Genomic DNA, 22,481 nt, shown 5'->3' on the forward strand with positions numbered 1-22,481 from the left:
AAATTATTTGATATCAAAAACTTGAACTTCTTAATTTGGAGTTCGACTCCGCTCACTCTGACAACATCATATCAATTTTATTAAGCTTCTTAATTAAGACCAAGTAGCTCAAAAATCATTAAATTATAAACCCGTAGCTACTGTTATTCTTCCTCTCTCGTTCATCAGTTCCGAACGAACTTTCAGATTTCTGAACAAGCCGATCGGCTCCAAAGCACCACCGCTCAACCGCATTGATTCACGTACCAATGGCCGTACATCAGTCCTGAAAGCATTTTGTAAAATCTGTTGTGCGAGAACAACGTCATTTTGCATACGTGCCTGTTCGAGTTTGTTGCGGTCGACAAGCAAAGCCTGTGCATACGACAATAAAATTGCTTCGACTGACTGAAGTAAATCTTCTAACGGGTCTTTCACATTATGACTTGCATCAATCATCCATGCATACCCGTCACTTCCTTTTCCAGCACGTTTCATTCCTTCAACCAGCTCAACAAAGATCAGAAACAGCATGTAAGGACGAATACTTCCAACTGTCAGATCATCATCGCCATATTTGGAATCGTTGAAATGGAAACCTGCCAAACGGCCTTCCATCATTAAGGTAGCAACGATCTGTTCAATATTGGCATTCGGCAAATGATGGCCCAGATCAACCAGAACATCAGCCTTCGCTCCCAACTTCTGACAGAACAACAATGAACTACCCCAGTCCTGAATAACCGTAGAATAGAAATTCGGTTCGTATGCTTTGTATTCTACAAAAACTTTCCAATCATCCGGCAATGCGGCATAAATTTCCTGCAAAGATTCAAGCGTGTTCTGGAAAGATTTTACAAAATTAGATTGACCAGGAAAACATGAACCATCTGAAAGCCAGATTGATAATGCTTTTGAACCTAATTCCTTACCATATTTAATTACCTCAATATTATGTTCAACAGCTTGCTTCCGAACCTTCGGATCTACATGAGAAAGTGACCCGAACTTATAAGATAACTCCTGATCCTTCTGATCCTGAAATGTATTTGAATTTACAGCGTCAAATGTAAGATTATGTGACGTTGCCAAACTGATAATGGACGCCGCCTGTTCAGGAATATCCCAGGGAATGTGTAAAGAAATGGAACCGCTTGAACGGTTTAATGCGTGAAGCAAACCCACATCTTCGACTTTTTCTTCAAGAGAGCGTGGTTCGCCGCCACCTGAAAAACGGCCAAACCTGGTTCCTCCTGTTCCTAATGCCCAGCTTGGAATGGCAACCTGAAAAGCCTGCAATGCGTTTACGATCTCATTCGCATTGATCCCCTGTTCACCTAACTGTTCTTTTAAAAATATAAACTGATTGTTGTGCCTTGATAGTAAACTATCATTATGCTGATCAATCTGATATTGTTCAATTTTCATAAATTGTGTAGCTTTTTTGGCAGTTAGCAATTAGCTTTTAGCCTGTTCATTGTAGATTTTGACTGAACGCGGGGCTATTAGCAGATTTGAATGTTTTATATTCCTTTAAAAGGATTCTGAAGTCAAGATTTAATATTTCAAATGGCTATACTTATTACAGCCATTTGAAATATTAGACTTCAACTACCTTACAAAGGCAGCTGGTACACCACCATCAACATTGATTACATTTCCGGTACTTTTACTTAGCAGGCCGCCAACCAAAACAAAAACACCGTTTGCTATGTCTTCAGTATGGATTTCTGCACCCAAAACTGTACGTTTAGCATAGTATGCAGGAAGTTCTTCGATCTTGATTCCATATGCTTTTGCACGGCCAGCTGCCCAGCCACTTTCCCAGATTTTACTTCCGGAAATTACAGCATCAGGATTTACTACGTTTACACGGATTTTGTCAGGCCCTAATTCTGCAGCCAATAAGCGCGTCATATGTTGCTGAGCCGCTTTCGCAGTTCCATAAGCAACATTGTTTGGCCCGGAAACTAACCCATTCTTACTTGCAATATTTACAATATCTCCACCCAATCCCTGCTGACGCATTATGGCAACGGATTCCTGGGAAACCAGGAACTGGCCCTTTACTAATACATCCTGCAAAATATCCCAATCCTTGATCGTAGTTTCGGCCAGAGGTTTAGAAATAGAAAGGCCAGCGCAGTTTACTACAATATCAACTCCTCCGTATTTAAGCTTGGTTGTATGCAAAGCACTTTTAATCTGATTTTCATCAAGTACATTCGCAATAGTTGTTGCAGAGAAATCTTTACCGAATTTGCCATCAAATTCTGCTTTGGTTTCGGCAAGCGCGTTTTCATCAATATCTGAAATCACTACACATGCACCTTCCTGCAAAAATTTCTGGGCGATAGCTTTACCAATACCACCCGATCCGCCGGTAACAATAGCGACTTTACGGGAAAGGGCTTTTTCCTTTGGCATCCGTTGTAATTTCGCTTCTTCCAAAAGCCAGTATTCAATGTCAAATGCTTCCTGTTCAGGTAAAGAAACGTAAGAAGAAATCGCTTCTGCCCCTTTCATTACATTGATTGCATTGGTATAAAATTCAGCGGCTACACGTGCAGTCTGTTTGTCTTTCGCAAAAGAGAACATTCCCACACCAGGCAACAATATAATAACCGGATTCGGATCACGAACAGCCGGGCTGTTATCATGTTTGCAACGATCATAATATGCCTGATAATCTACACGGTATGCTTCAAATTGCGGACGGATCTGATCCAGGATTTCGGCGTCTGTTCCAGTTAGTTTATCAAATGGGAAATCCAATACCAACGGACGGATCTTTGTCCGAAGGAAGTGGTCAGGGCAACTTGTACCTAACGGAGCCAGTTTAGACAAATCCTCACTTCCAATGAATTCCAGAACACGTTCGTCATCCGTAAAATGACCGATCATTGCTTGTTTGTCCGAAGCCAGGCCTCTCAGATACGGAGCAAGTTTACCTGCAATTTCCTGACGTTTTTCTGCCGGTTCGTTTTCAACAATTTTCCCACCAAATACCGGACGGCTTTTGCCATAATTTTCAGCCAGATATTCCGATGCTTTTTCTATCGTATCAAGTGTATTAATATAGGATTCATATGCAGTATCTCCCCAAGTAAACAATCCGTGTCCACCCAGTACAATTCCACGGATACCCGGATTATCTGCCAAAGCCTTTTCCAGTTTTAATCCAAGATCAAAACCAGGACGTTGCCAGGGAACCCACGCAAGTTCTCCGCCGAATAATTCTTTTGTTATAGCCTCTCCTTCTTTGGATGCTGCAATGGCAATCAATGCATCCGGATGTAAGTGGTCTATGTGCTTGAATGGCAAAAGGCCATGCAGAGGCGTATCAATGGAAGGTGCTTTGGAATTCAGATCATAAATACAATGGTTGAAAAGCTCAACCATTTCATCTTCAAATTCCAGACCACGGTATATATTTTTCAAATTATGTAAACGGTCCTGATATAATCCGGCAAGTCCGCTTCTAGTTAAAGTACCAATATCACCACCGGAACCTTTGATCCACATTACCTCAACAGGATTTCCTGTTAAAGGATCTTTTTCTACTGTTTTACAGCTTGTATTTCCACCGGCATAATTTGTCAGGCGAAGATCGGCACCCAACAAATTGGAACGGTAAAGAAGAAGTGCAACCTGATCATCTCCAAGGGAAGCTGCTTTCTCCTCATCCCATAAATAGCTTACATACTTATACTCGACTGTTTTTGAAATGCTCATATGTTTTATTAGATTTAATTATCAATTTTTGAAGTATCTGACCATAATCCAGAAAGCACTAAATGAAACAAATACTACTCTGCTAACCGGACACAAGATTAGAAAACTTACCCATTGGTACCGTCCTGTGGTATCCTGCATGTTGAAATAATTGAAGAATAAATATGAGTTAATAAAGTATTTTATTAAATAAAATAGCCTGAACAGAAATTTCCATCCAGGCTTTATAATTGATTTTTTTACTCTTATTACATTATTTCTGAATGACGATTTTTTTTATTGCTCCCCCTACGGTAGTTGTATACATACCGTTAATTAAATTATTGCTATTTACAGACTGACCCGGAAATATATTCTGTTCCAGTACGACCTGACCGGTGTTATTGCGTATTACTGCTTTTTCTGTCTTCTCTAAATCTTTTACAAAAAACTGATTTCCCGCCGGATTAGGATAGATACTGATACCTGCATAATCATTCTTTACAGAAATAATTCTTGAATACTCAAACTTCCCATCATAATCCATTTGTTTGAGACGATAGTAGGTAGTTGTAAAAGGAGCCAAATCAGTAAAATGATATATTCTGTTTTCCCTGGAATCTCCACTGCCATCTACAAAACCTATTTTTTCAAAAGTTTTTGCATCAGCACTTTTTTCGATATCAAAACCGGAGTTGTTGGTTTCGGACGAGGTTTGCCAGGTGAGGATGTTTAACCCATTTTGGTTCCTGGCTAGGAAAGAGACAAGCCTTACAGGAAGGGAAGTAAAGTTATAGTTATTAGCAATTAACGTCAATCCCGTTGCTTGACTATTACTTACTCTTACTCCGTAAAGTCCAAAGCCAGTTGTAATAAATTTATTGTCACCATTGTTTATTGCCACTATCGAGCCATCTTTATACCAATAATATGTGTTGTTCCCAAGCGTACCACCTGCATCTATAGAGAGAATTACATCTGCTGTCGATAATTCAGGAGTAAAAGAAGCAGATATATTAATGTTGGCCTGCCAATTATAAAAGCTTAAACGACTTACGTTATTCTCAATTCCATTAAAGGTAAATCTATTTGAACCTATACTTAAAGACCTATTGGGCAATCCGGTCAGATCGGGAATTGTACCACTTAGAAAATTAAAATTCAAATATCCGTATTTTAATTTCGTGAGATTACGTAATTCAATCGGGATACTTCCAATCAGCGAATTCGAGCCTAAACTTAACTCCTCCATATTTAACAATTTTCCCAACTCTATTGGAATATACCCACTAAGCTGATTTTGTTCTAAGTTTAGTTTGTTAAGATTTGTTAGGTTACCAATTTCCACTGGGATCGGTCCAGAGATTTGAGTATTTGATATGGCAAGAGACTTTAACTGATTTAAGTTGCCTAGTTGAGCAGGTAATTCCCTGTCAATGAGAAATTCCGGGTAAGATCCAACAATTCCAGATTAGCCAAATCTCCTATTTCCGTTGGTATATCTCCCGAAATTCCAGCAGCCTTCATGTTAAGTGTTTTTAACTTTTTTAAATTTCCTATCGAAGCTGGTATAGTAATTGATCCAGAGCCTGCAAAAGCATCACCATTACTGAAATCTAAATTTTCCAGATTTACTAAATTACCGATACTTGATGGAATATTCCAAAAAGGTGTTATACCCAAATACCTTAACTTTGTTAACGATCCGAGTAGTTCTACATTTGTTTCATTAAAAAAATGGCCCCATAAATTAAGATATTCAATCTTTGTTAATGAAAATAATTCTACAGGAAGACTTCCCGATAATCCTTGAGAAAATTCTGTCGTTCCATAACCCGAGAAATTAAGATAAGTTAACTCAGTTAGATTACCAATTTGAGCCGGAATAAATCCAATCATATCAACATCAGGTAAATTAACTTCCGTTATTCTTCCTCCCCTACATGTTATACCATACCATCCACAGGGATTGTCTCCCGGCGATCCCGGAATAATCCATCCAGTATTATTGTACCAGCCGCTACCCCCAGCAGAATTATATAATGCAACCAGTGCCAGCCGATCACCTTCCAACGAACCTTGTGCAAGAGTATTTAGTGAACAGAATAAAAATAATGTGAGTAAACAGTGTTTCATGGTTTTAGATTAGTTGTGATTTAGTTTTCAACCGATATAAAAGGCACAGAGAATGACCTGAACAAAGTTGCTCTTGCATGTCTTAAAAGGAAGAATTTGATAACGTTTGAGAAGCAATAATCACTGATGGGTGTTGGATTGCTTTATAAACAACCATCAGTGACTTTATAAGAATGGCAACAATATTATAATAATCAGGCTAAGAATCAAGAAATTTCAATAATTAAAAATCGAAATCACTTCCAAACCAAGCCCATATTTGAAAACAAAAAAGCATAGATATCTGCTTGGGTTTCGAGCGCTTTTTTGGTATTGCTTGCACCATGTCCTGAATTTGTATCAATCCGGATAAGCAACGGATTAGTAGAAGATGCGCCGGCTTTTGCCTGAAGTTCAGCTGCATATTTGAAAGAATGGGCTGGTACTACCCTGTCATCATGATCTGCGGTGGTAACCATGGTTGCAGGATACTTTCCACCATCCTTAATATTGTGCAATGGAGAATAACCCAGAAGCATTTTAAATTCGTCCGCATTATCACTGCTGCCATAATCTGCTATCCAGTTCCAGCCAATGGTAAATTTGTGAAAACGCAGCATATCCATCACACCAACTGCCGGAAGTGCCACTTTGAAAAGTTCGGGTCGCTGGTTCATTACAGTTCCTACAAGTAGTCCTCCGTTTGACCCTCCCTGAATCGCCAGCTTGTCTGTAGATGTATATTTTTCTTCGATCAGAAATTCAGCAGCGGCAATAAAGTCATCAAATACATTTTGCTTTTTCAGTTTCATTCCCTGCTCGTGCCATGTCTCGCCATATTCACTACCACCTCTAAGATTTGCTTGTACATAAATACCACCCTGATCCAAAAAAGGAATGCGTGTAGGACTAAACGCAGGAGTAAGGCTGATGTTGAATCCGCCATATCCGTATAGAATCGTTGGATTGGATCCATCGAGCTTCAAACCTATTTTATAGGTAATGAATGCCGGAATTTTTCTCCCGTCTTTGCTTGGATAAAAAACCTGCCTGGTTTCATAATCCTCTGGTTTGAAAGAAACTTCCGGCTCACGAAAAATATTACTTTGCTTGGTGGAAATGTCATACCTGAAAATGGTAGGTGGATAATTAAAAGAAGTGTAGGTATAAAAAACAAATTTATCCTCCTTTTCACCCCCAAATCCACCGGCGGTTCCCAGTCCGGGCAGCAATACTTCATTTTCCGGTTTGCCTTTTAAATCATAAACATAAACCCTGGTTGTAACGTCTTTTGAATAGGATACAAACAGTTTTCCACCAGCTGTTCCGACCCCCTGCAATGGTTCAGATTTTTCAGCAATTACAGAACTCCATTGTTTACTTTTTAAATCATAAAATAAAACCTTGCTATTCGGTGCGTTCTCATTGGTTTCTATCAGGAATCCATTATCAACGTTTTCAATAAGCGAATAACTAAAATCTGTAATCTCCTCTTTGACTGCGAGAAATTTTGATTCCCCCTTTTTTAAAACCCACAAACCGTTCCCATCTTTACCTTTACCCCGGTCACTTACATAGAGCGTTGCAAACTGCTCATCTTCTGTGGTACTTACCGTATGAAATCTTTGCGGGTTAGCCGGGTCTTCATAAACCAGCTTGTCGTCTTTCTGCGAAGTTCCTACTTTATGATAATATACCTGGTGATTCTCGTTTTTAGCGACCAATGCACTTCCCTCAGGTTTTGGATAACTGCTGTAATAAAATCCATCGTTCTGCCAGGCAGCACCGGAAACTTTAACCCATTCTACCTTATCCGACAACATTTCCAGTGTCCTCATATCCATTACCTGATATTCCTGCCAGTCGGAGCCGCCCTGGGAAAAACCGCAAACAGCGTGCATCCCGTCTTTGGAGAGACTAAATACGGTAAGCCTGGTAGTTCCATCAGTAGAAAGTTTGTTAGGATCAAGTACAACTTCCGGACTTCCGTCTAATCCTTTCTGACGGTATAGTACTGACTGATTCTGTAAACCATCATTTTTGTAAAAATAAAAATAATCTCCCTTTTTGCCTGGTGCAGAATATTTGGGATAGTTATATGCTTTTTCCAGATCAGTGAATATTTTCCCTTTAAAAGGAATTCTATTCAGATAATCAAAAGTAACTTCATTCTGAGCTTTCACCCAGGCTTCTGTTTCAGGCGACCTGTCGTCTTCCAGCCAGTGATACGGATCGCTTATTTTTGTGCCATGGTATTCATCAAGGTGTTCGATCTTATTAGTTACCGGGTAATGCAAATTTTGTGTAAATCCGTTGGTATCCGTCAGAGCGGCAATAATTGCTGTCATTCCTGCAAATTTAAAATTCATGTAAAATGTGAATCAAGGTATAGATTATTTGATACATGCGGCAATTCAATCATCAATTATAGCGAATTAATAATCTGACTTTTATGAAAGTAAAAAAGTATAGAATAATCTTTATATTAGAAATAGTACTTTTATATAACTAATGCTACAAAAATCCTTTATTTGTAAATTAAAACCAGATGATTTTATAAGACTTTCTGGCTTAAACTTATTTCAATCCTGATAAATGAATTGGAATCGACAATTCCTGATTTTGGTATTATTATGTACCTTTCAAATGACCGCTCCTTTGGCGTTTTGTCAGGAAAATAAATCGTCGTTATCATTGCCTGAGGCACGGCTGGGAGTTCTGGATTTGAGAAACACAAATTTTTATACCGCCGACATTCCGGTTAAAGGGCAATGGAAGTTTTTTTGGAATACCTTAAAGGAACCTTCTGAAAATATCGAATACTTTGAATATGCAGAATTACCACGACTTTGGAAGGATACAGTATGGAAAAACAAGAAAATTCCGTCGCAAGGCATTGCCAGTTATGAAGTAAAGATTCTGCTTCCTAAAGTAAAAGAACATTTGGCGCTTAAAATCCCGGACGCATACTCTTCATACAATTTGTATGTGAACAATAAACTTTTTGCCACAAACGGAAAGCCCGGCGAAACCAAAGAAACAACAATTCCATACTGGTCTACCCAGGTAATTCCACTTCTGGAAACCAGCGATACGCTAAATTTGCTTTTACAGATAGCTAATTTTCATCATTATAAAGGTGGGGTAAACAGAAATATAGAAATAGGCCTTTTTAGTAATCTTAAAAGGGAAAGTGATATCGATCATGCTTCGGATTATTTCCTGACGGGTTCTATTTTTATGGGCGGTCTTTTCTTTCTCGGATTGTACCTTTTTGGCAGGCACGACAAATCCATTTTGTATTTTGCGCTCTTTTGCTTGTGTTACAGTTACCGGATTGGAGGAGCGGGACAATATTCACTTCACGATGTCTTTCCTTATTTAAGCTGGAATTTCACTTTGCACTGCGAATATCTGTCATTGTACCTGGCTGTGGCCATGTTCGCTTTATATACCAGATCACTGTATCCGGAAGATGCGCCTCAAAAAATCATGAGTATTATGACAGGAATCTGTTTTGGGTTTATAACCATTACGATTATTTCCCCACCTGTTTTATTTACCAGGCTGATTAATTATTTTATTATAATCGTGCTGGTTTACGTTGTTTTTGCGACTTACATATACTGGATTGCCGTAAGAAACAAGAGAATTGGTTCCAAGTATGCATTGCTCAGTACAGCAGCAATTTTCATTATTATCATTTCCGATACGCTCGAATATTATCACATTACTACACCTGACAAAGAAATTTTATTTTTTGGTTACCTGGGTTTTTTCTTTTGTCAGTCCTTGATTCTATCATTCAAATTTGCAACGACCCTAAAAAAAGCCAAAGAGGAGGCTGAAATTGGGCTGAAGGTCAAAAGTGAATTTCTCAGTACAATGAGCCATGAAATTAGAACACCACTGAATTCGGTCATTGGCATGACGCACCTGATGATGAAAGAAACACCGCGGCCGGATCAGCGACAAAATCTGGACGTTATGCTGTTTTCAGCAAACAATTTGCTTACGATTGTCAACGATGTTTTAGATTTCAGCACCATTGAAGAAGGAAAGATTGTTTTCACAATCGGCCCAATGGATATATCGATGATCGCACGAAATATCCTTTTAGGTTACAAAGCAACAACTTCTAACCCGGGCATTAATTTTATACTAGATTTAGATAAAACCCTTCCTTCAAAATTATCAGGAGACAGTGCAAGAACCACCCAAATTATTGACAATCTTGTACATAATGCCTGCAAATTTACTGCATCCGGATTTATCAGATTAGCGATCAACGAGGAATCAAGAAATGAAAAAGAGATAACGTTAAAAATTTCAGTTGAAGATACGGGCATTGGAATCCCTGCCGATAAACAAAAAATGATTTTTGAGCGCTTTACCCAGGCTGATTCTTCCTTTTCACGTGGATTTAGCGGAACTGGCTTGGGCTTAGCTATCAGCAAACGGATCCTTGAAGTGCAGGGAATAGAGCTTTTACTAAAAAGTGAAGAAAATAAAGGCTCCGTTTTTTATTTTACTCAAACATTTCAAATTATCCAGGAAGAACTAAAATTACCCCAAACGTTAAATCTTCCTTTATCCGGAGTCCAAATTTTAATTGTTGAAGATAATCCAATGAATGTATTGGTTCTCAAAAAGTTTTTACGGCGATGGGGAGCCGAATCGGAAGTTGCGGAAAATGGAGAGGAGGCCGTTAATAAACTGGATCCATCCAAACACCAGATTATTTTAATGGACTTGCACATGCCTGTAATGGATGGTTATGAGGCTACCAAAGTATTAAGAAGCCGTGGCGAAACAGTACCAATTATTGCGCTTACAGCCAGTGTTGCGCTGGATGTTGAGAAGGATATTTATGGAATAGGTATCAATGCAATTATATTCAAACCTTTTATTCCTGATAACCTGCTTCAAACCATTTCCAATCACGTTTTCGCTGCACCGTCGGTACAATGAAGCATTAATGAGACAGTTTATTAACTCTGTACTCAACCCATTATTTTCTCTTATAATAATTTAATGTTACACTCGAAGCATTCCCCTTTTCGCTGATTGTATAAAACCCATGAAGTTGCCGGTCAAAACAAATCCCTTCACCCTGAGGTTCCAAGGCTACTGTTAGTTGTTTATTAGCACTTTTAGACAATGTTTGACTTACAGTTTCACCCTCTTTTCTGGTCCAGTAAAATACGCTGATATATGTACGGAGAACAACTTCTTTTCCATCAACAGCAATATTTCCGCTTGTGACAGTAACAATAGATGGAATGGTGCCCATTTTTTCAGCCGTAATAGTTTCAGAAGTAGACTGAGGATAAGCCAAACGATAAATCCCGGTTTGATCCGATTCTTTTGAAATGATAAATATGTCCCTGGTATCAGGATCCAATAATAAGGTTTCAGCGTCACGCGGACCATCAGGATATCGGTATGTTATCTTTTCGAGCCGGTCAGCTGTGAAAGAGCCGTTAATATCACCGATCTCAGGTATCCGGTAAATAACATTCGTTTCGGTCATAGGCGGATTGTTATTTCCAATTTCACCGATATATAAATAATTAACTCCCGAAGCAGGGCCAGGCCCGCTTGCAATATCTTCCCAGTCGTGGTTCCGGGAGCCGGGAATGTTAAATTCTTTTATATTCTTACCATCTTTACTTATCAGGTATAATGAATTTGGCTGGCCGGAATCCTGCATTGTCCATAAATAACCATTTAAATTGGCACTTTCTAATAATCCGGAAGCCTCATCTATTATGCCGGGTTGAATTGCAAATTTTTCCGGTGTAACCTCAAACTGATCTGATCTCCCGGAAGCAGGTTTCGGATCAGGGTCACTACAAGCCGATATAAAACAAGATATTAACAGGAACAGGGAAAATCTTACTTGTGCAATACCGGTTTTATTTATAATCATAAGAAACACTTCATGTTAGATTTGCTAAAATTACGTACTTTTGCGCCATTTATTATCAGGCAGTTTCTTTTTATCAGTATTAAAATAATTATATGTTACGTACACATACCTGTGGTGAGTTAAGCTTAGAGCATGTAAATCAGGACGTTGTATTGTGCGGATGGGTTCAGCGTATTCGTGACAAAGGTGGAATGATATGGTTGGATTTACGTGACCGTTACGGCTTAACCCAGCTTCTTTTTGAAGAAGGTAAAACTCCGGCAGATGTGTTGGCAATGGCACGCTCAATGGGTCGGGAATTTGTAATTTGTGCCAAGGGAGAAGTAATTGAACGACTTTCTAAAAATGATAAAATAGCAACTGGTTCTATTGAAATAAGGGTTTCCGAACTCTCCATTTTGAATCCGGCCAAGTTACCGCCATTCCTGATTGAAGACGAAACAGACGGAGGTGATGATATCCGCATGAAATACCGCTACCTGGATCTTCGCAGAAATGTAGTGCGCAAAAACTTACAATTACGTCATCAGGTTGCGCGTCACACACGTGCTTATCTGGACGAACTTGATTTTATAGAAGTAGAGACACCGGTTCTGATTAAATCCACTCCCGAAGGAGCACGCGATTTTGTGGTTCCCAGCCGTATGAATCCGGGTGAATTTTATGCTTTACCGCAATCTCCCCAAACATTCAAACAATTATTAATGGTAGCCGGATTTGACCGCTATTATCAAATTGTAAAATGTTTCCGGGATGAAGATTTGAGAGCAGACCGTCAGCCTGAATTTACACAAATAGATTGCGAAATGTCTTTTGTAACGCAGGAAGATATCCTAAACACATTTGAAGGGCTGATCCGCAATTTATTCAGTAAGGTTAAGGGTATAGAATTACCGGAAGTTCCGCGTATGACATATGCTGATGCTATGCGTTTATACGGTTCCGATAAGCCGGATATACGTTTCGAAATGAAATTTGCCGAACTTAAAGGAGAAAGCCAGGATTTCACCTCCGGAAAAGGGTTTGGTGTATTTGATGATGCGGAACTGGTCGTTGGTATTTGCGCACCAGGCTGTGCGGTTTATACACGCAAACAAATGGACGAGCTGACGGACTGGGTTAAACGTCCGCAGATTGGTGCAAAAGGACTAATTTATGTCCGTTATAACACAGATGGAACTATTAAATCGTCTGTTGATAAATTTTATTCCGAAGAAGACCTAAAAAAATGGGTCGAAATATTGGATGCTAAGCCGGGGGATTTGCTCCTTATTATGTCCGGTAATGCTGACAAAGCGCGTAAACAATTAAATGAAGTCCGCCTGGAAATGGGAACTCGTCTGGGTTTCCGCGATCCAGCTAATTACCGCGTGTTATGGGTTCTGGATTTCCCGCTATTGGAATACGGAGAAGCAGAGAACCGCTGGTTTGCCATGCATCATCCTTTTACAAGCCCAAAACCGGAAGATATTGAATTATTAGCCAGCGATTTAGGCAAAGTAAGGGCTAATGCATACGATATGGTTATCAATGGTGTTGAAGTTGGCGGAGGATCAGTACGTATTTTTGAACGTGACCTTCAGCAGCAAATGTTTGGGATATTAGGATTTTCTCCGGAAGAAGCTCAGGAACAGTTTGGCTTCCTGATGAACGCGTTCGAATTTGGAGCTCCCCCCACGCAGGAATTGCATTTGGATTTGACAGACTTTGCTCCTTATTTGGAGGTGTAGATTCGATCCGTGATTTCATTGCTTTCCCAAAAAACAATTCAGGACGTGACGTAATGATAGATTCCCCGTCTACAATTTCCGGTGTTCAGTTAAATGAGCTGTCGATTGCTGTGAAAATGAACGATTAAAAAAATTAACAATCTTAAAAAATGACAATTTTTTAAGATTGTTATCAAAGTTATTTTACATTTCGTAGTTTTGCAACTTGCTTATAATAAAGTGATTTGTTAAGAATAATTTTTCGATCCTTCCTGCTCTCATAAAATTGTAATTAATATACTACTAATACCTTACATGCATTATTTATCATATAGGAACTTGCCTGGCCTTAGAATAACATTCTTTTTTATCCTCCTGGTAAACACGATTGCTATTGGTCAGAACCAGATACCGTCTCTTCCCCAACAAACTCCCGGCCAATCTAGCCCTGCTTCAGGTTCTCAGGCTGTCGAATTTTATAATCAAGCTAAATCGGCTGGCATGTCAGACCTGGACATTGAGAAAGCCGCACTACAACGCGGATATACTCTTGATCAGATTTCTACCATGCGCAAGCGTATACAACCAGGGGAAAAAGAAGTTAAAGATCCTAATCGTGATGAATTGGATGAAACAAGAGATCAAGATGAATTAGACGAAGAAGCCAATAATCAGAGGGATTCAACCGGTTTGAGAAGAGCATATTTAAGAAGGTTAAATCGTACTTTCGGATCGGCCTTTTTCGCAACTTCAACCAACACTTTTGAGCCGAATTTAAGAATTGCAACTCCCAGAAATTATATATTGGGACCAGAAGATGAACTTGTTGTGGATATTTACGGAAATTCCGTGGATAACTTCAGAATGAAAATCAGCCCGGAAGGCACAAGTGAAAATGTTAAACCTTGCACCCGTTTATGTGAATGGTTTAACGATAGAACAAGCTTATAGAACGAATTGTTAACAGACTCAGACAGGCATATTCTACATTGAACCGTCCTGGTTCCGGAACTTATTCTTCCATCACTCTTGGCAATGTAAGAAGCATAAGGATTATGATTACCGGTGAAGCAATTAATCCTGGAACCTACACTGTTTCATCCCTGGCTACTGCTTTTAATGCGCTATCATTATCCGGCGGACCTAGCAGGAATGGTTCTTTCCGGAATATAGAAGTAATAAGGAATAACAAAATCATAAAAAAATCGATTTATATCGTTTTCTTGTTGATGCCGATTTAAATGACAATATAGCTTTACAGGATCAGGATATTATTTTGATACGCCCATATGAAACCAGGATTGAATTAAAAGGAGAAGTTAAAAGATCAGGAATTTTTGAGGCAAAATCAGGTGAAAAAATCCTGGATATTATAAGATACGCAGGAGGTTATACACCAGATGCGTATACATCCCTGATTACATATCAGCGTAATACCGGAACGAGCTATATGATCGGAAGTGCCGATTCAACACAATTAGCGACCTTAATACCTTTTAATGGTGATGTAATTACCGTTAAAAAAATAATGGATGTGGTTAGTAATCAGATTGAAGTAAGAGGAGCAGTAACTATACCTGGTGTTTATGCTCTTGAAGACAGATCAAATACAGTTTTAAAACTGATAACTATTGCCCAAGGATTAAGCCCAAGAGCATTTTTGAACAGAGCACTTCTTGAAAGATCAAGTGGAGATACTCAAACTGGAATTGTATCTATTGATCTGAGAAAATTAGTAAATGGAGAAATTGGAGATATTCCATTACTTCCAGGAGACATTTTAACAATTAAGTCTATTGAAGAATTAAAAGAATTTACTTTTTTGTCAATTACAGGTTCCGTAATTAATCCAGGAAATTATTACTACTATAAAGATATAACAATAGCAGATTTAATATTTCAGTCAGGCGGGTACACCGAAGGAGGTATTCCTTATAGGATAGAGGTTTCCCGTAGAATAAAAAACGATACGTTAGATTTACCTAGTGCGCAGAATGTTCGGGTTTTCACAATTGATGTGTCTGATAATTTGGTTATTAACCCAACAGATCAAAAATTTAAACTTTCTCCTTACGATATAATAATTGTCAGAAAGTCACCACGCTATGAAGTTCAGAAAACAGTGACAATTCTTGGCGAAATTAAATATCCGGGTAATTATACTATTAATTCAAACTTTGAACGTATATCAGATCTTTTCCCAAAATCTGGTGGTATTAAGCCTGGCGCTTACATTAAAGGTGCTCGCTTTTATCGGGATCAGGAATTAATAGCTCTAGACCTGAATGCGATTCTCGAAACGCCTTCATTGGCTTCTAATATTTTACTTGCAGATGGAGACACCCTTTATATTCCGAAAGAATCTGAAACTGTTCGTATACAAGGTGGTGTACAAAACCCATCAATAATGAATTATGATGATCAGTTCTCTTACAAGGACTATATTTCCCAGGCCGGGGGATATACTGAACTAGGCTGGAAAAGCAGAGTTTACGTTTCTTATCCAAACGGAAGGACACACAGATCAAAGAAATTTTTATTTTTTCGGTCCTATCCCAAAGTTGAGCCTGGTTCAATAGTAACTGTTCCTATTAAAGCAATGCGCCAGGATCGTGAAAGAACTCCCGGCGAACGTATAGCTTTATTTTCTTTCCTTGCCTCCATAGCAAGCACGCTAACTATTGCAGTTATTAGTATAAGTAACAAAAATTAGTAGTGCTACCAATGAATTATACAGAAAACAATATGTCTGATCGTCAAGTTGAAATACCTTCAAAGTCAAGCTCGGTTCTTGATCTTCGCTTTGAAGATATAGTATCTTTTTTCTAAAACATTTATTCTCACTAATTGTTATTGCCTTTATTTGCGGAATTTTTGGATTTGCATATAGTTATACTTTAACCAAAAGGTATGAATCCAGTATAACTTTGTTACCTGAGTATGGAGGAGCAAAAAAAGTTCTTATTCTTTACTCTCAATGGGGATAAACTCAGAAGGAGCTGAAAAATTACTTCCTGATCTTTACCCGGTAATATTGCAAAGTTCGAATTTTGGGATATTTTTGTTAGAGCAGCCGGTTATTGATCAGGATAATCATTCTTACAAATCGCTTAAACTATTTTTACAGCGGGATACGACTCAAAGTTTTTTTTCTAAATTGTTTTCAAGGAGGAAATCAAAAAAGACAGGTAAACCCGTAAAGCTCTCTAATCCGGAAATTCTATCACTTTCAGCAACAGAAACGGGGAATATTAAGGGAGCAATAGGATTGATAAATTCAACAATAGATCAGAAAATTGGGGTTGTAACTATATCCGCAGATACCGAAGATCCTTTTGTATCATCCATTTTAGTTGAAGCCGCTAAAAATTACCTTGTAAATTATGTTGAAGAGTATAGAACAGCTAAAGCTTTACAGCAAGTTGTCTTGCTCAAAGATCAGGTTTCGGCCGCCAAAGCGCGGTTAAAAAAATCAGAGTACTCGTTACAAAGCTTATAGAGATAGAAATCGTAATCCTTTTCTTAATGTAGCCCGAATAGAAGAACAACGCTTACAATCTGATTATCTTCTCGCAGAGTCACTGCATGATGATCTGATTCGTCGTTATGAGCAGGCGTTAATTAAAGTAAAAGAAGAAAAACCAGTTTTTAAGGTTCTCGAGCCTGCTAAGGTCCCTCTTGTTAAAAGTAGTCCTAAACGCTTTCGTTTCTTTTTTATCTGTGCATTCTTAGGAGGAGTTACTTGTTTAGCTTATATTCTCTTATTCAAGAAAAACATAACAAGGCCTATTTTTTCTATTCCTTTTGGAATTAAGCTTGGCAGAAAAGTTTATTCAAAGTAAGCTGGAATTAAAAATTCTGCAGTATTGGGTAATTTTAAACGATTAGTATTTGTAATATACAGTTATACTTAAGTTTAGCATTAAAACGTATATTCATACTTGAATCTTTCTGAAATTCAAGTTCGATTATTCAAATACGTTAATTAATTTGTCTTTAAAGAAGTGATAATAACAACCAAATTCAAAGAAATAAAATCTAAATTGGCCACGCCAGTGGTTTCAAACATTTTGTGGTTGTCATTAGACAAGGTACTTAAGCTTGTTATAGGACTAATAGTAGGAATCTGGGTTGCCAGATATTTAGGGCCGTCTCAATGGGGCGAATTAAACTATGTATTAGCGTTTATTACGATTGCAGGAACGGTAGGCAAGCTGGGAATGGATGGCTTTTTGATAAAGGAAATCTTAGAACATCCATCGAAGAAAAATGAAATATTGGGTACTTCGTTTTTCATGAGGTTACTTATCATCCCATTTGTGCTGGGAGCTATACTCATTTATTTTTACTTACTTAATCTGAATGCAGATTATTACTGGTTGCTGGCATTCTTATCACTTAATGTTTTTATCACTCCTCTGGATCTTATTGATTTAGACTTTCAGTCAAAACTCCAGTCCAAGCTTACTGTTGTTTCTAAAAATACAGCATATGTACTGGGAGCATTTTTGAGAGTATATTTATTAGTCAGTAATAAACCATTGGTATGGTTCGCGGCCGGAATGGGCTTTGAGGCGCTTTTATCCTACATTTTTTTAACAATTCTTTATCAAAAAAATAATAATATATTTCAGTGGACAGTAAGTATTTCACTTGCTAAAAAGTTACTTCGAGCAGGCTGGCCTTTTACTTTGTCAAGTTTGGCAGTAATACTTTATATGCGGATAGACCAGGTTATGCTCGGATCTATGGTTAATGAAAAGGAGCTTGGTCTGTTTAGCTCTGCAATAAAGATTTCCGATATTTTTATTTTTTTACCAATGGCTGTATCAAGCAGCTACCTGCCTTCATTGGTCCATGCAAAAAAAACAAGTCAGGAGCTGTTTATTAGAAAAAATCAGTTCTTTATTAATTGGATGGCACGTATCTCCATAGTATTAGCGATCCTGGTAACTCTGTTTTCAGATCAAATAATTCAAGTTTTATATGGAGCAGACTACATGCAGGCCTCCGGAATTCTGGTTATTCATATCTGGTCACTGGTTCCTATGTTTTTAGGAGTAGCAACAAGCCAATATTTGATAATTGAAAACTTACAAAAATTCAGCTTATACAGAACGGTATTGGGATTAATTTTTAATGTATTGCTAAATTTATACCTTATTCCAAGATATGGAGCTTTTGGAGCCGCATTTGCCACTACTATTTCTCAATTTGTAGCCGCGGTATTTAGTATGGCACTATTTCAACAAACAAGAATATTATTTAAAATGCAGCTAAGGAGTCTTACAATGTTTTTTAATTTTAGTTTATAATTCATTTCAGATTACTTACTACGCAAATAGATTCTATACTTTTTTGGTATTTGAACTTATATATGAATTTAAAACCGGTTAATATTTAAAAGTTGTACTAAAACCTCACACAATGTTAAAGATTATCAAAAATATAGTTATAGGCCAGGCAAGAAGTTATGGAGTGCTGGAAGAGATCAGAAAAAAAAACGGACGAAACAAACTGGAGTATCATTTTCAATTCTGCTATCAGCGGTTCTACCTGGTTCAAAAAACAATCTCTTTATCCAGGCAGATGGGCAGCAGGTTATCCATTTCTATACATACTTTTTCGTGTTTATAATGACATCAAACCCAGGAATATCTTAGAATTTGGTCTTGGTGAAACCTCTAAGTTATCCTATCAGTACCATGAGGCATCTGTTGGGTCTAAGCTTACCATAATTGAACAGGATCAAAACTGGTTAAATTTTTTCTCGAATACGATTCACAACGTGGTTCCCAACACTATCCTACTTAACTTGGAATACAAAAGCATAGAGGGGTTTGAAACAAAGGTTTATGAGGGACTTCTTCAAAAACTAAATAGTGAAAAGTTTGATTTTATATTGGTCGACGGCCCTGGGGAAGTGATCATTTTTCAAGATCCCAAATTGTTGATTTAGTTGAGAATAATAATTTAGCCGACGAATTTATAATTATAATGGATGATTATGAAAGAACCGGCGAACAGGAAACCGTAAAAAAATTAAAGGAAGTATTTAAAAATAAGGGTATTTCTTTCGTAGAAGAAACATATCATGGTGCAAAAAGCACTTTATTGATATGCTCAGAAAACTACAAATTTCTTACCAGCCTATAAAGTAGCGCAACGCTTGAAAACTTGGTAACGTATACACGTATTGAAACCTGTATAATTACTCAATTTACAATCTAACCTTATGAACAATGAATTAGCTCCTATACTTCTATTTGTATTTAACCGCCCAGCGCATACCAGGCAAACCTTAGAAGCATTAGCAGAAAATACTTTAGCAAGCGAGTCTATCCTTTATATTTTTGCAGATGGAGCAAAGGATGAAGGGAACAAAGAAGATTTGCTTAATATAAAAGAAGTTAGAGAAATAATAAAGAAAACACAATGGTGTAAGGAAGTTCATATTATTGAGTCTGAAACTAATAAGGGCCTGGCAAATTCGATTATAGATGGGGTAACAGAGAAAGTAAATCAACATGGAAAGGTAATCGTTCTGGAAGATGATCTCATTACGTCAAAAGGTTTCCTGGAATATATGAATCAAGCTTTAAACAAATTTATTTCAAATGAAAAAGTAATGCATGTTTCAGGTTACCAATTCCCAATTGATTCAACACAGACAGGTAGTTCATATTTTATTCCGCTGATTTCTTCCTGGGGTTGGGGTACATGGAAAAGAGCCTGGAACCAATTTGACCCATTATCCACAGGATATCAAAGATTAAAAACAGATAAAGAGTTAATAAGAAAATTCGATTTTAACAATTCATACCCCTATTCAACAATGTTGCTTAATCAAATGGAAGGTAACAATAATGTTAATTCCTGGGCAATACGTTGGTGGTGGGCCGTATTTAACCATAATGGAGTGTCACTTTTTCCAGACAGCAGTTTAGTTAAAAATATAGGTTTTGATAAGAGTGCTACCCATACAAAAGGATCTAACCCTTATGAAATTAATGTTTTTGACAAAGATTATTTTATAACGTCATATCCAACAAGAATTTCAATTAATGAACCTGCTATAATACAACTCCAAAAATTGTACCGCAAAACCAATCCTGCATATCAAGGATTATTTGATAAGTTATGGAGAAAAGTTATTAATAAAATACAGTTTGTAATTAGCTAATTAAAAAAACTATCTCTTAGTTTGAACATAGGAAACTATTCAATAATGCTCCGTGAAAAAAAAGTTAGTTTACTCATATTTGCTTCAGAGCCACATTCAGTTGCATATAATAGGATGCAGATTATAATCTGTTTCAACTTGAAAAACCAACATTCTCACAACGTATTAAAGATAAACTCGTGTAGACTATAAATCCATTTGCAGTATTCTTATTATTAATAAGTTTAACTCTATACTAAAAAGCATTGTTTAAATACAAAAGAAATTATAATATTCATAACTATCTAAATATTAAATCTGGACTAGCTAATTGATATTATTTTAATGTCACTAATGTAAGTATACCATTATCAACATAAAACATTTTGACTTTGAACATTAAAGCATACATAGGTAAAATAATAAATTATGCTATTTCTTCAAAAAGAAAAAATGAACACTTGATGCTTATTGGTAAAGGTTCAACTATTAAGGGAGCAAATATTGAAATCAGGAATGGCAGCAATAACAACATCCGCTTTACAGTTGGTGATAATTCTATAGTAAATGGTAATTATATTTTTGAGAAAGAAACGGGTAAAATTACAATTGGAAGCAGAGTATTTATAGGAGGAGGAATGTTTATTTGTATTGAGAACATTGAAATTGGTAATGATGTAATGTTCTCTTGGGGATGTACAGTTGCAGATAATAACTCACATTCTCTTATATCATCTGAACGGAAAGATGATGTAAAGGATTGGAAAAAAGGAATTGATGAGAATAAGATTGGTTACTACAAAAATTGGGATAATGTTAAACATGGTCCGGTAATCATTAAGGATATGGCATGGATAGGTTTTAATTCTATTATTTTAAAAGGAGTTACTATTGGCAAAGGAGCGGTAGTTGCAGCCGGAAGCGTAGTTACTAAAGACGTTCCTGACTTTGCAGTTGTTGCTGGCAATCCCGCGAAAATTATAAAATTTACAACATGAACTGGCACGAGACAATAATTTCAATAAGGCAAAATCCGGAATACGATGATTTGGTAAGATTGGCTTACTTTGACGAAGATCTGATTCTAAATTCTGAGCGTTTTAGTAGCAGTGAAGAATTTGAGGAAACATTAAAGTTACTAAAAAAATATGCGCCTAATGGTCAATCCATTCTAGATATTGGTGCTGGGAATGGCATCAGTTCTATAAATTTTGCGAAAAAAGGATACGAAGTAACAGCAGTTGAACCAGACCCTAGTGATACTGTTGGTGCTAATGCAATCAGAATATTAAAAAAACATTATGAACTTAATAATTTAAGCATTCATGAGAAGTATGCAGAAGAAATAGGTTTTGAAAATGGAAGCTTTGATATCGTTTATGTACGACAGGCAATGCACCATGCTTATCAATTGCCAAAATTTATTTCTGAATGTGCTCGCGTACTAAAACCGGGTGGAATCTTATTTACCGCACGTGACCATGTTATTTATAACGATGCAGATAAGAAATGGTTTTTAAAAATGCATCCTTTGCATAAATTTTACGGTGGTGAAAATGCATTTACAGCTGAGGAATATAAAACTGCAATGACGGATGCCGGATTACAGATAAGGCATGAGATGAAATTTTATGACTCGCCAATTAATTACTTTCCAATTACAACGGAGAGTATATCAAAATTTAAAGAAAACAGGCTTTCTTACTTCAAATCCATATTATCAAACAGAATAGGATTTATTGCAAATATACCAGGGATCGCCTTTCTATATGGATTAAAAGTTGGCGATTCTATATTTGATGAAAAAAATGTGCCGGGCAGGATGTATAGTTACATTTCCCAAAAAATATAGCTAAATAGTCTTTAATGC

Annotated in this window: 16 protein-coding genes and 2 pseudogenes; 12 read left to right on the top strand and 6 right to left on the bottom strand. The window is 37.2% G+C overall.

What is annotated here, in order from left to right:
• Window positions 1–123 precede the first annotated feature (123 nt).
• The 5 genes from KZC02_RS11745 to KZC02_RS11765 all read right to left on the bottom strand — a co-directional run bounded on the left by KZC02_RS11745 (window position 124) and on the right by KZC02_RS11765 (window position 8,156).
• Window positions 124–1,407, bottom strand: coding sequence for a TIM barrel protein (locus KZC02_RS11745; protein ID WP_221394272.1), 1,284 nt, complete (start codon window positions 1,405–1,407; stop codon window positions 124–126).
• 183 nt (window positions 1,408–1,590) lie between these two features.
• Entirely contained in the window at window positions 1,591–3,714 is a 2,124-nt protein-coding gene (locus KZC02_RS11750) for a bifunctional aldolase/short-chain dehydrogenase (RefSeq protein WP_221394273.1), read from the bottom strand.
• A 253-nt stretch (window positions 3,715–3,967) separates the two neighbouring features.
• Window positions 3,968–5,041, bottom strand: a complete 1,074-nt coding sequence (locus KZC02_RS11755; RefSeq protein ID WP_221394274.1) for a T9SS type A sorting domain-containing protein — start codon at window positions 5,039–5,041, stop codon at window positions 3,968–3,970.
• 62 nt (window positions 5,042–5,103) lie between these two features.
• Entirely contained in the window at window positions 5,104–5,829 is a 726-nt protein-coding gene (locus tag KZC02_RS11760; RefSeq protein WP_221394275.1) for a hypothetical protein, read from the bottom strand.
• Between the two features lie 236 nt (window positions 5,830–6,065).
• Window positions 6,066–8,156: a prolyl oligopeptidase family protein gene (locus KZC02_RS11765; RefSeq protein ID WP_221395022.1), complete on the bottom strand. Its 2,091-nt coding sequence runs from the start codon at window positions 8,154–8,156 to the stop codon at window positions 6,066–6,068.
• Window positions 8,157–8,454: 298 nt separating this feature from the next.
• On the opposite strand from KZC02_RS11765, the gene KZC02_RS11770 reads away from it, so the two are divergent.
• Window positions 8,455–10,779, top strand: a complete 2,325-nt coding sequence (locus tag KZC02_RS11770) for a response regulator (protein WP_221394276.1) — start codon at window positions 8,455–8,457, stop codon at window positions 10,777–10,779.
• 40 nt (window positions 10,780–10,819) lie between these two features.
• Here the strand turns inward: KZC02_RS11770 and KZC02_RS11775 are convergent, their stop codons facing one another.
• Window positions 10,820–11,740, bottom strand: a complete 921-nt coding sequence (locus KZC02_RS11775; RefSeq protein ID WP_221394277.1) for a PE-PGRS family protein — start codon at window positions 11,738–11,740, stop codon at window positions 10,820–10,822.
• 92 nt (window positions 11,741–11,832) lie between these two features.
• Here KZC02_RS11775 and aspS point away from each other — a divergent pair.
• The 11 genes and pseudogenes from aspS (at window position 11,833) to KZC02_RS11815 (ending at window position 22,463) form a co-directional block, all read left to right on the top strand.
• A pseudogene (gene aspS, locus KZC02_RS11780) lies at window positions 11,833–13,598 on the top strand (aspartate--tRNA ligase).
• Window positions 13,599–13,764: 166 nt separating this feature from the next.
• Window positions 13,765–14,400: a polysaccharide biosynthesis/export family protein gene (locus KZC02_RS31730; RefSeq protein ID WP_229254201.1), complete on the top strand. Its 636-nt coding sequence runs from the start codon at window positions 13,765–13,767 to the stop codon at window positions 14,398–14,400.
• 38 nt (window positions 14,401–14,438) lie between these two features.
• The gene (locus KZC02_RS31735; RefSeq protein WP_229254203.1) at window positions 14,439–14,690 is read left to right on the top strand and encodes a polysaccharide biosynthesis/export family protein; all 252 of its coding nucleotides are present in this window, start codon (window positions 14,439–14,441) and stop codon (window positions 14,688–14,690) included.
• A gap of 35 nt (window positions 14,691–14,725) precedes the next feature.
• A pseudogene (locus KZC02_RS31740) lies at window positions 14,726–14,818 on the top strand (hypothetical protein); the annotation flags it as partial.
• An 81-nt stretch (window positions 14,819–14,899) separates the two neighbouring features.
• Window positions 14,900–16,162 (top strand): SLBB domain-containing protein, encoded by a 1,263-nt coding sequence (locus KZC02_RS31745; RefSeq protein ID WP_229254375.1) that lies wholly within the window; start codon window positions 14,900–14,902, stop codon window positions 16,160–16,162.
• Window positions 16,163–16,426: 264 nt separating this feature from the next.
• Window positions 16,427–16,948: a hypothetical protein gene (locus KZC02_RS11790; protein ID WP_221394278.1), complete on the top strand. Its 522-nt coding sequence runs from the start codon at window positions 16,427–16,429 to the stop codon at window positions 16,946–16,948.
• 505 nt (window positions 16,949–17,453) lie between these two features.
• On the top strand, window positions 17,454–18,764 hold the full coding sequence (locus KZC02_RS11795) for a flippase (protein ID WP_229254204.1): 1,311 nt from the start codon (window positions 17,454–17,456) through the stop codon (window positions 18,762–18,764).
• Window positions 18,765–18,922: 158 nt separating this feature from the next.
• Window positions 18,923–19,408 carry a hypothetical protein gene (locus KZC02_RS11800; RefSeq protein WP_221394279.1) on the top strand — a complete coding sequence of 162 codons (486 nt, stop codon included), beginning with the start codon at window positions 18,923–18,925 and terminating at the stop codon, window positions 19,406–19,408.
• A 276-nt stretch (window positions 19,409–19,684) separates the two neighbouring features.
• Window positions 19,685–20,632 (top strand): sugar transferase, encoded by a 948-nt coding sequence (locus KZC02_RS11805; RefSeq protein WP_221394280.1) that lies wholly within the window; start codon window positions 19,685–19,687, stop codon window positions 20,630–20,632.
• Window positions 20,633–20,997: 365 nt separating this feature from the next.
• A complete protein-coding gene (locus KZC02_RS32745; protein WP_304488627.1) occupies window positions 20,998–21,609 on the top strand; it encodes a DapH/DapD/GlmU-related protein in 612 nt (203 codons plus the stop codon).
• Window positions 21,606–22,463, top strand: coding sequence for a bifunctional 2-polyprenyl-6-hydroxyphenol methylase/3-demethylubiquinol 3-O-methyltransferase UbiG (locus KZC02_RS11815; RefSeq protein WP_221394281.1), 858 nt, complete (start codon window positions 21,606–21,608; stop codon window positions 22,461–22,463). Before KZC02_RS32745 ends, KZC02_RS11815 begins: the two co-directional genes overlap by 4 nt.
• Window positions 22,464–22,481: the final 18 nt, after the last annotated feature.

The organism is Dyadobacter sp. NIV53 (assembly GCF_019711195.1).
Lineage (GTDB): Bacteria > Bacteroidota > Bacteroidia > Cytophagales > Spirosomataceae > Dyadobacter.

What these genes read in the sequence shown, in the direction of transcription:
- KZC02_RS11775 (WP_221394277.1), bottom strand. Translation starts at nt 11,740, where the DNA reads ATGATTATAAATAAAACCGGTATTGCACAAGTAAGATTTTCCCTGTTC.
- KZC02_RS31730 (WP_229254201.1), top strand. Translation starts at nt 13,765, where the DNA reads ATGCATTATTTATCATATAGGAACTTGCCTGGCCTTAGAATAACATTC.
- KZC02_RS11815 (WP_221394281.1), top strand. Translation starts at nt 21,606, where the DNA reads ATGAACTGGCACGAGACAATAATTTCAATAAGGCAAAATCCGGAATAC.
- KZC02_RS11790 (WP_221394278.1), top strand. Translation starts at nt 16,427, where the DNA reads ATGGGGATAAACTCAGAAGGAGCTGAAAAATTACTTCCTGATCTTTAC.
- KZC02_RS31745 (WP_229254375.1), top strand. Translation starts at nt 14,900, where the DNA reads ATGATCGGAAGTGCCGATTCAACACAATTAGCGACCTTAATACCTTTT.
- KZC02_RS11800 (WP_221394279.1), top strand. Translation starts at nt 18,923, where the DNA reads ATGGAGTGCTGGAAGAGATCAGAAAAAAAAACGGACGAAACAAACTGG.
- KZC02_RS11765 (WP_221395022.1), bottom strand. Translation starts at nt 8,156, where the DNA reads ATGACAGCAATTATTGCCGCTCTGACGGATACCAACGGATTTACACAA.
- KZC02_RS11745 (WP_221394272.1), bottom strand. Translation starts at nt 1,407, where the DNA reads ATGAAAATTGAACAATATCAGATTGATCAGCATAATGATAGTTTACTA.
- KZC02_RS11805 (WP_221394280.1), top strand. Translation starts at nt 19,685, where the DNA reads ATGAACAATGAATTAGCTCCTATACTTCTATTTGTATTTAACCGCCCA.
- KZC02_RS11750 (WP_221394273.1), bottom strand. Translation starts at nt 3,714, where the DNA reads ATGAGCATTTCAAAAACAGTCGAGTATAAGTATGTAAGCTATTTATGG.
- KZC02_RS11770 (WP_221394276.1), top strand. Translation starts at nt 8,455, where the DNA reads ATGACCGCTCCTTTGGCGTTTTGTCAGGAAAATAAATCGTCGTTATCA.
- KZC02_RS11760 (WP_221394275.1), bottom strand. Translation starts at nt 5,829, where the DNA reads ATGAAACACTGTTTACTCACATTATTTTTATTCTGTTCACTAAATACT.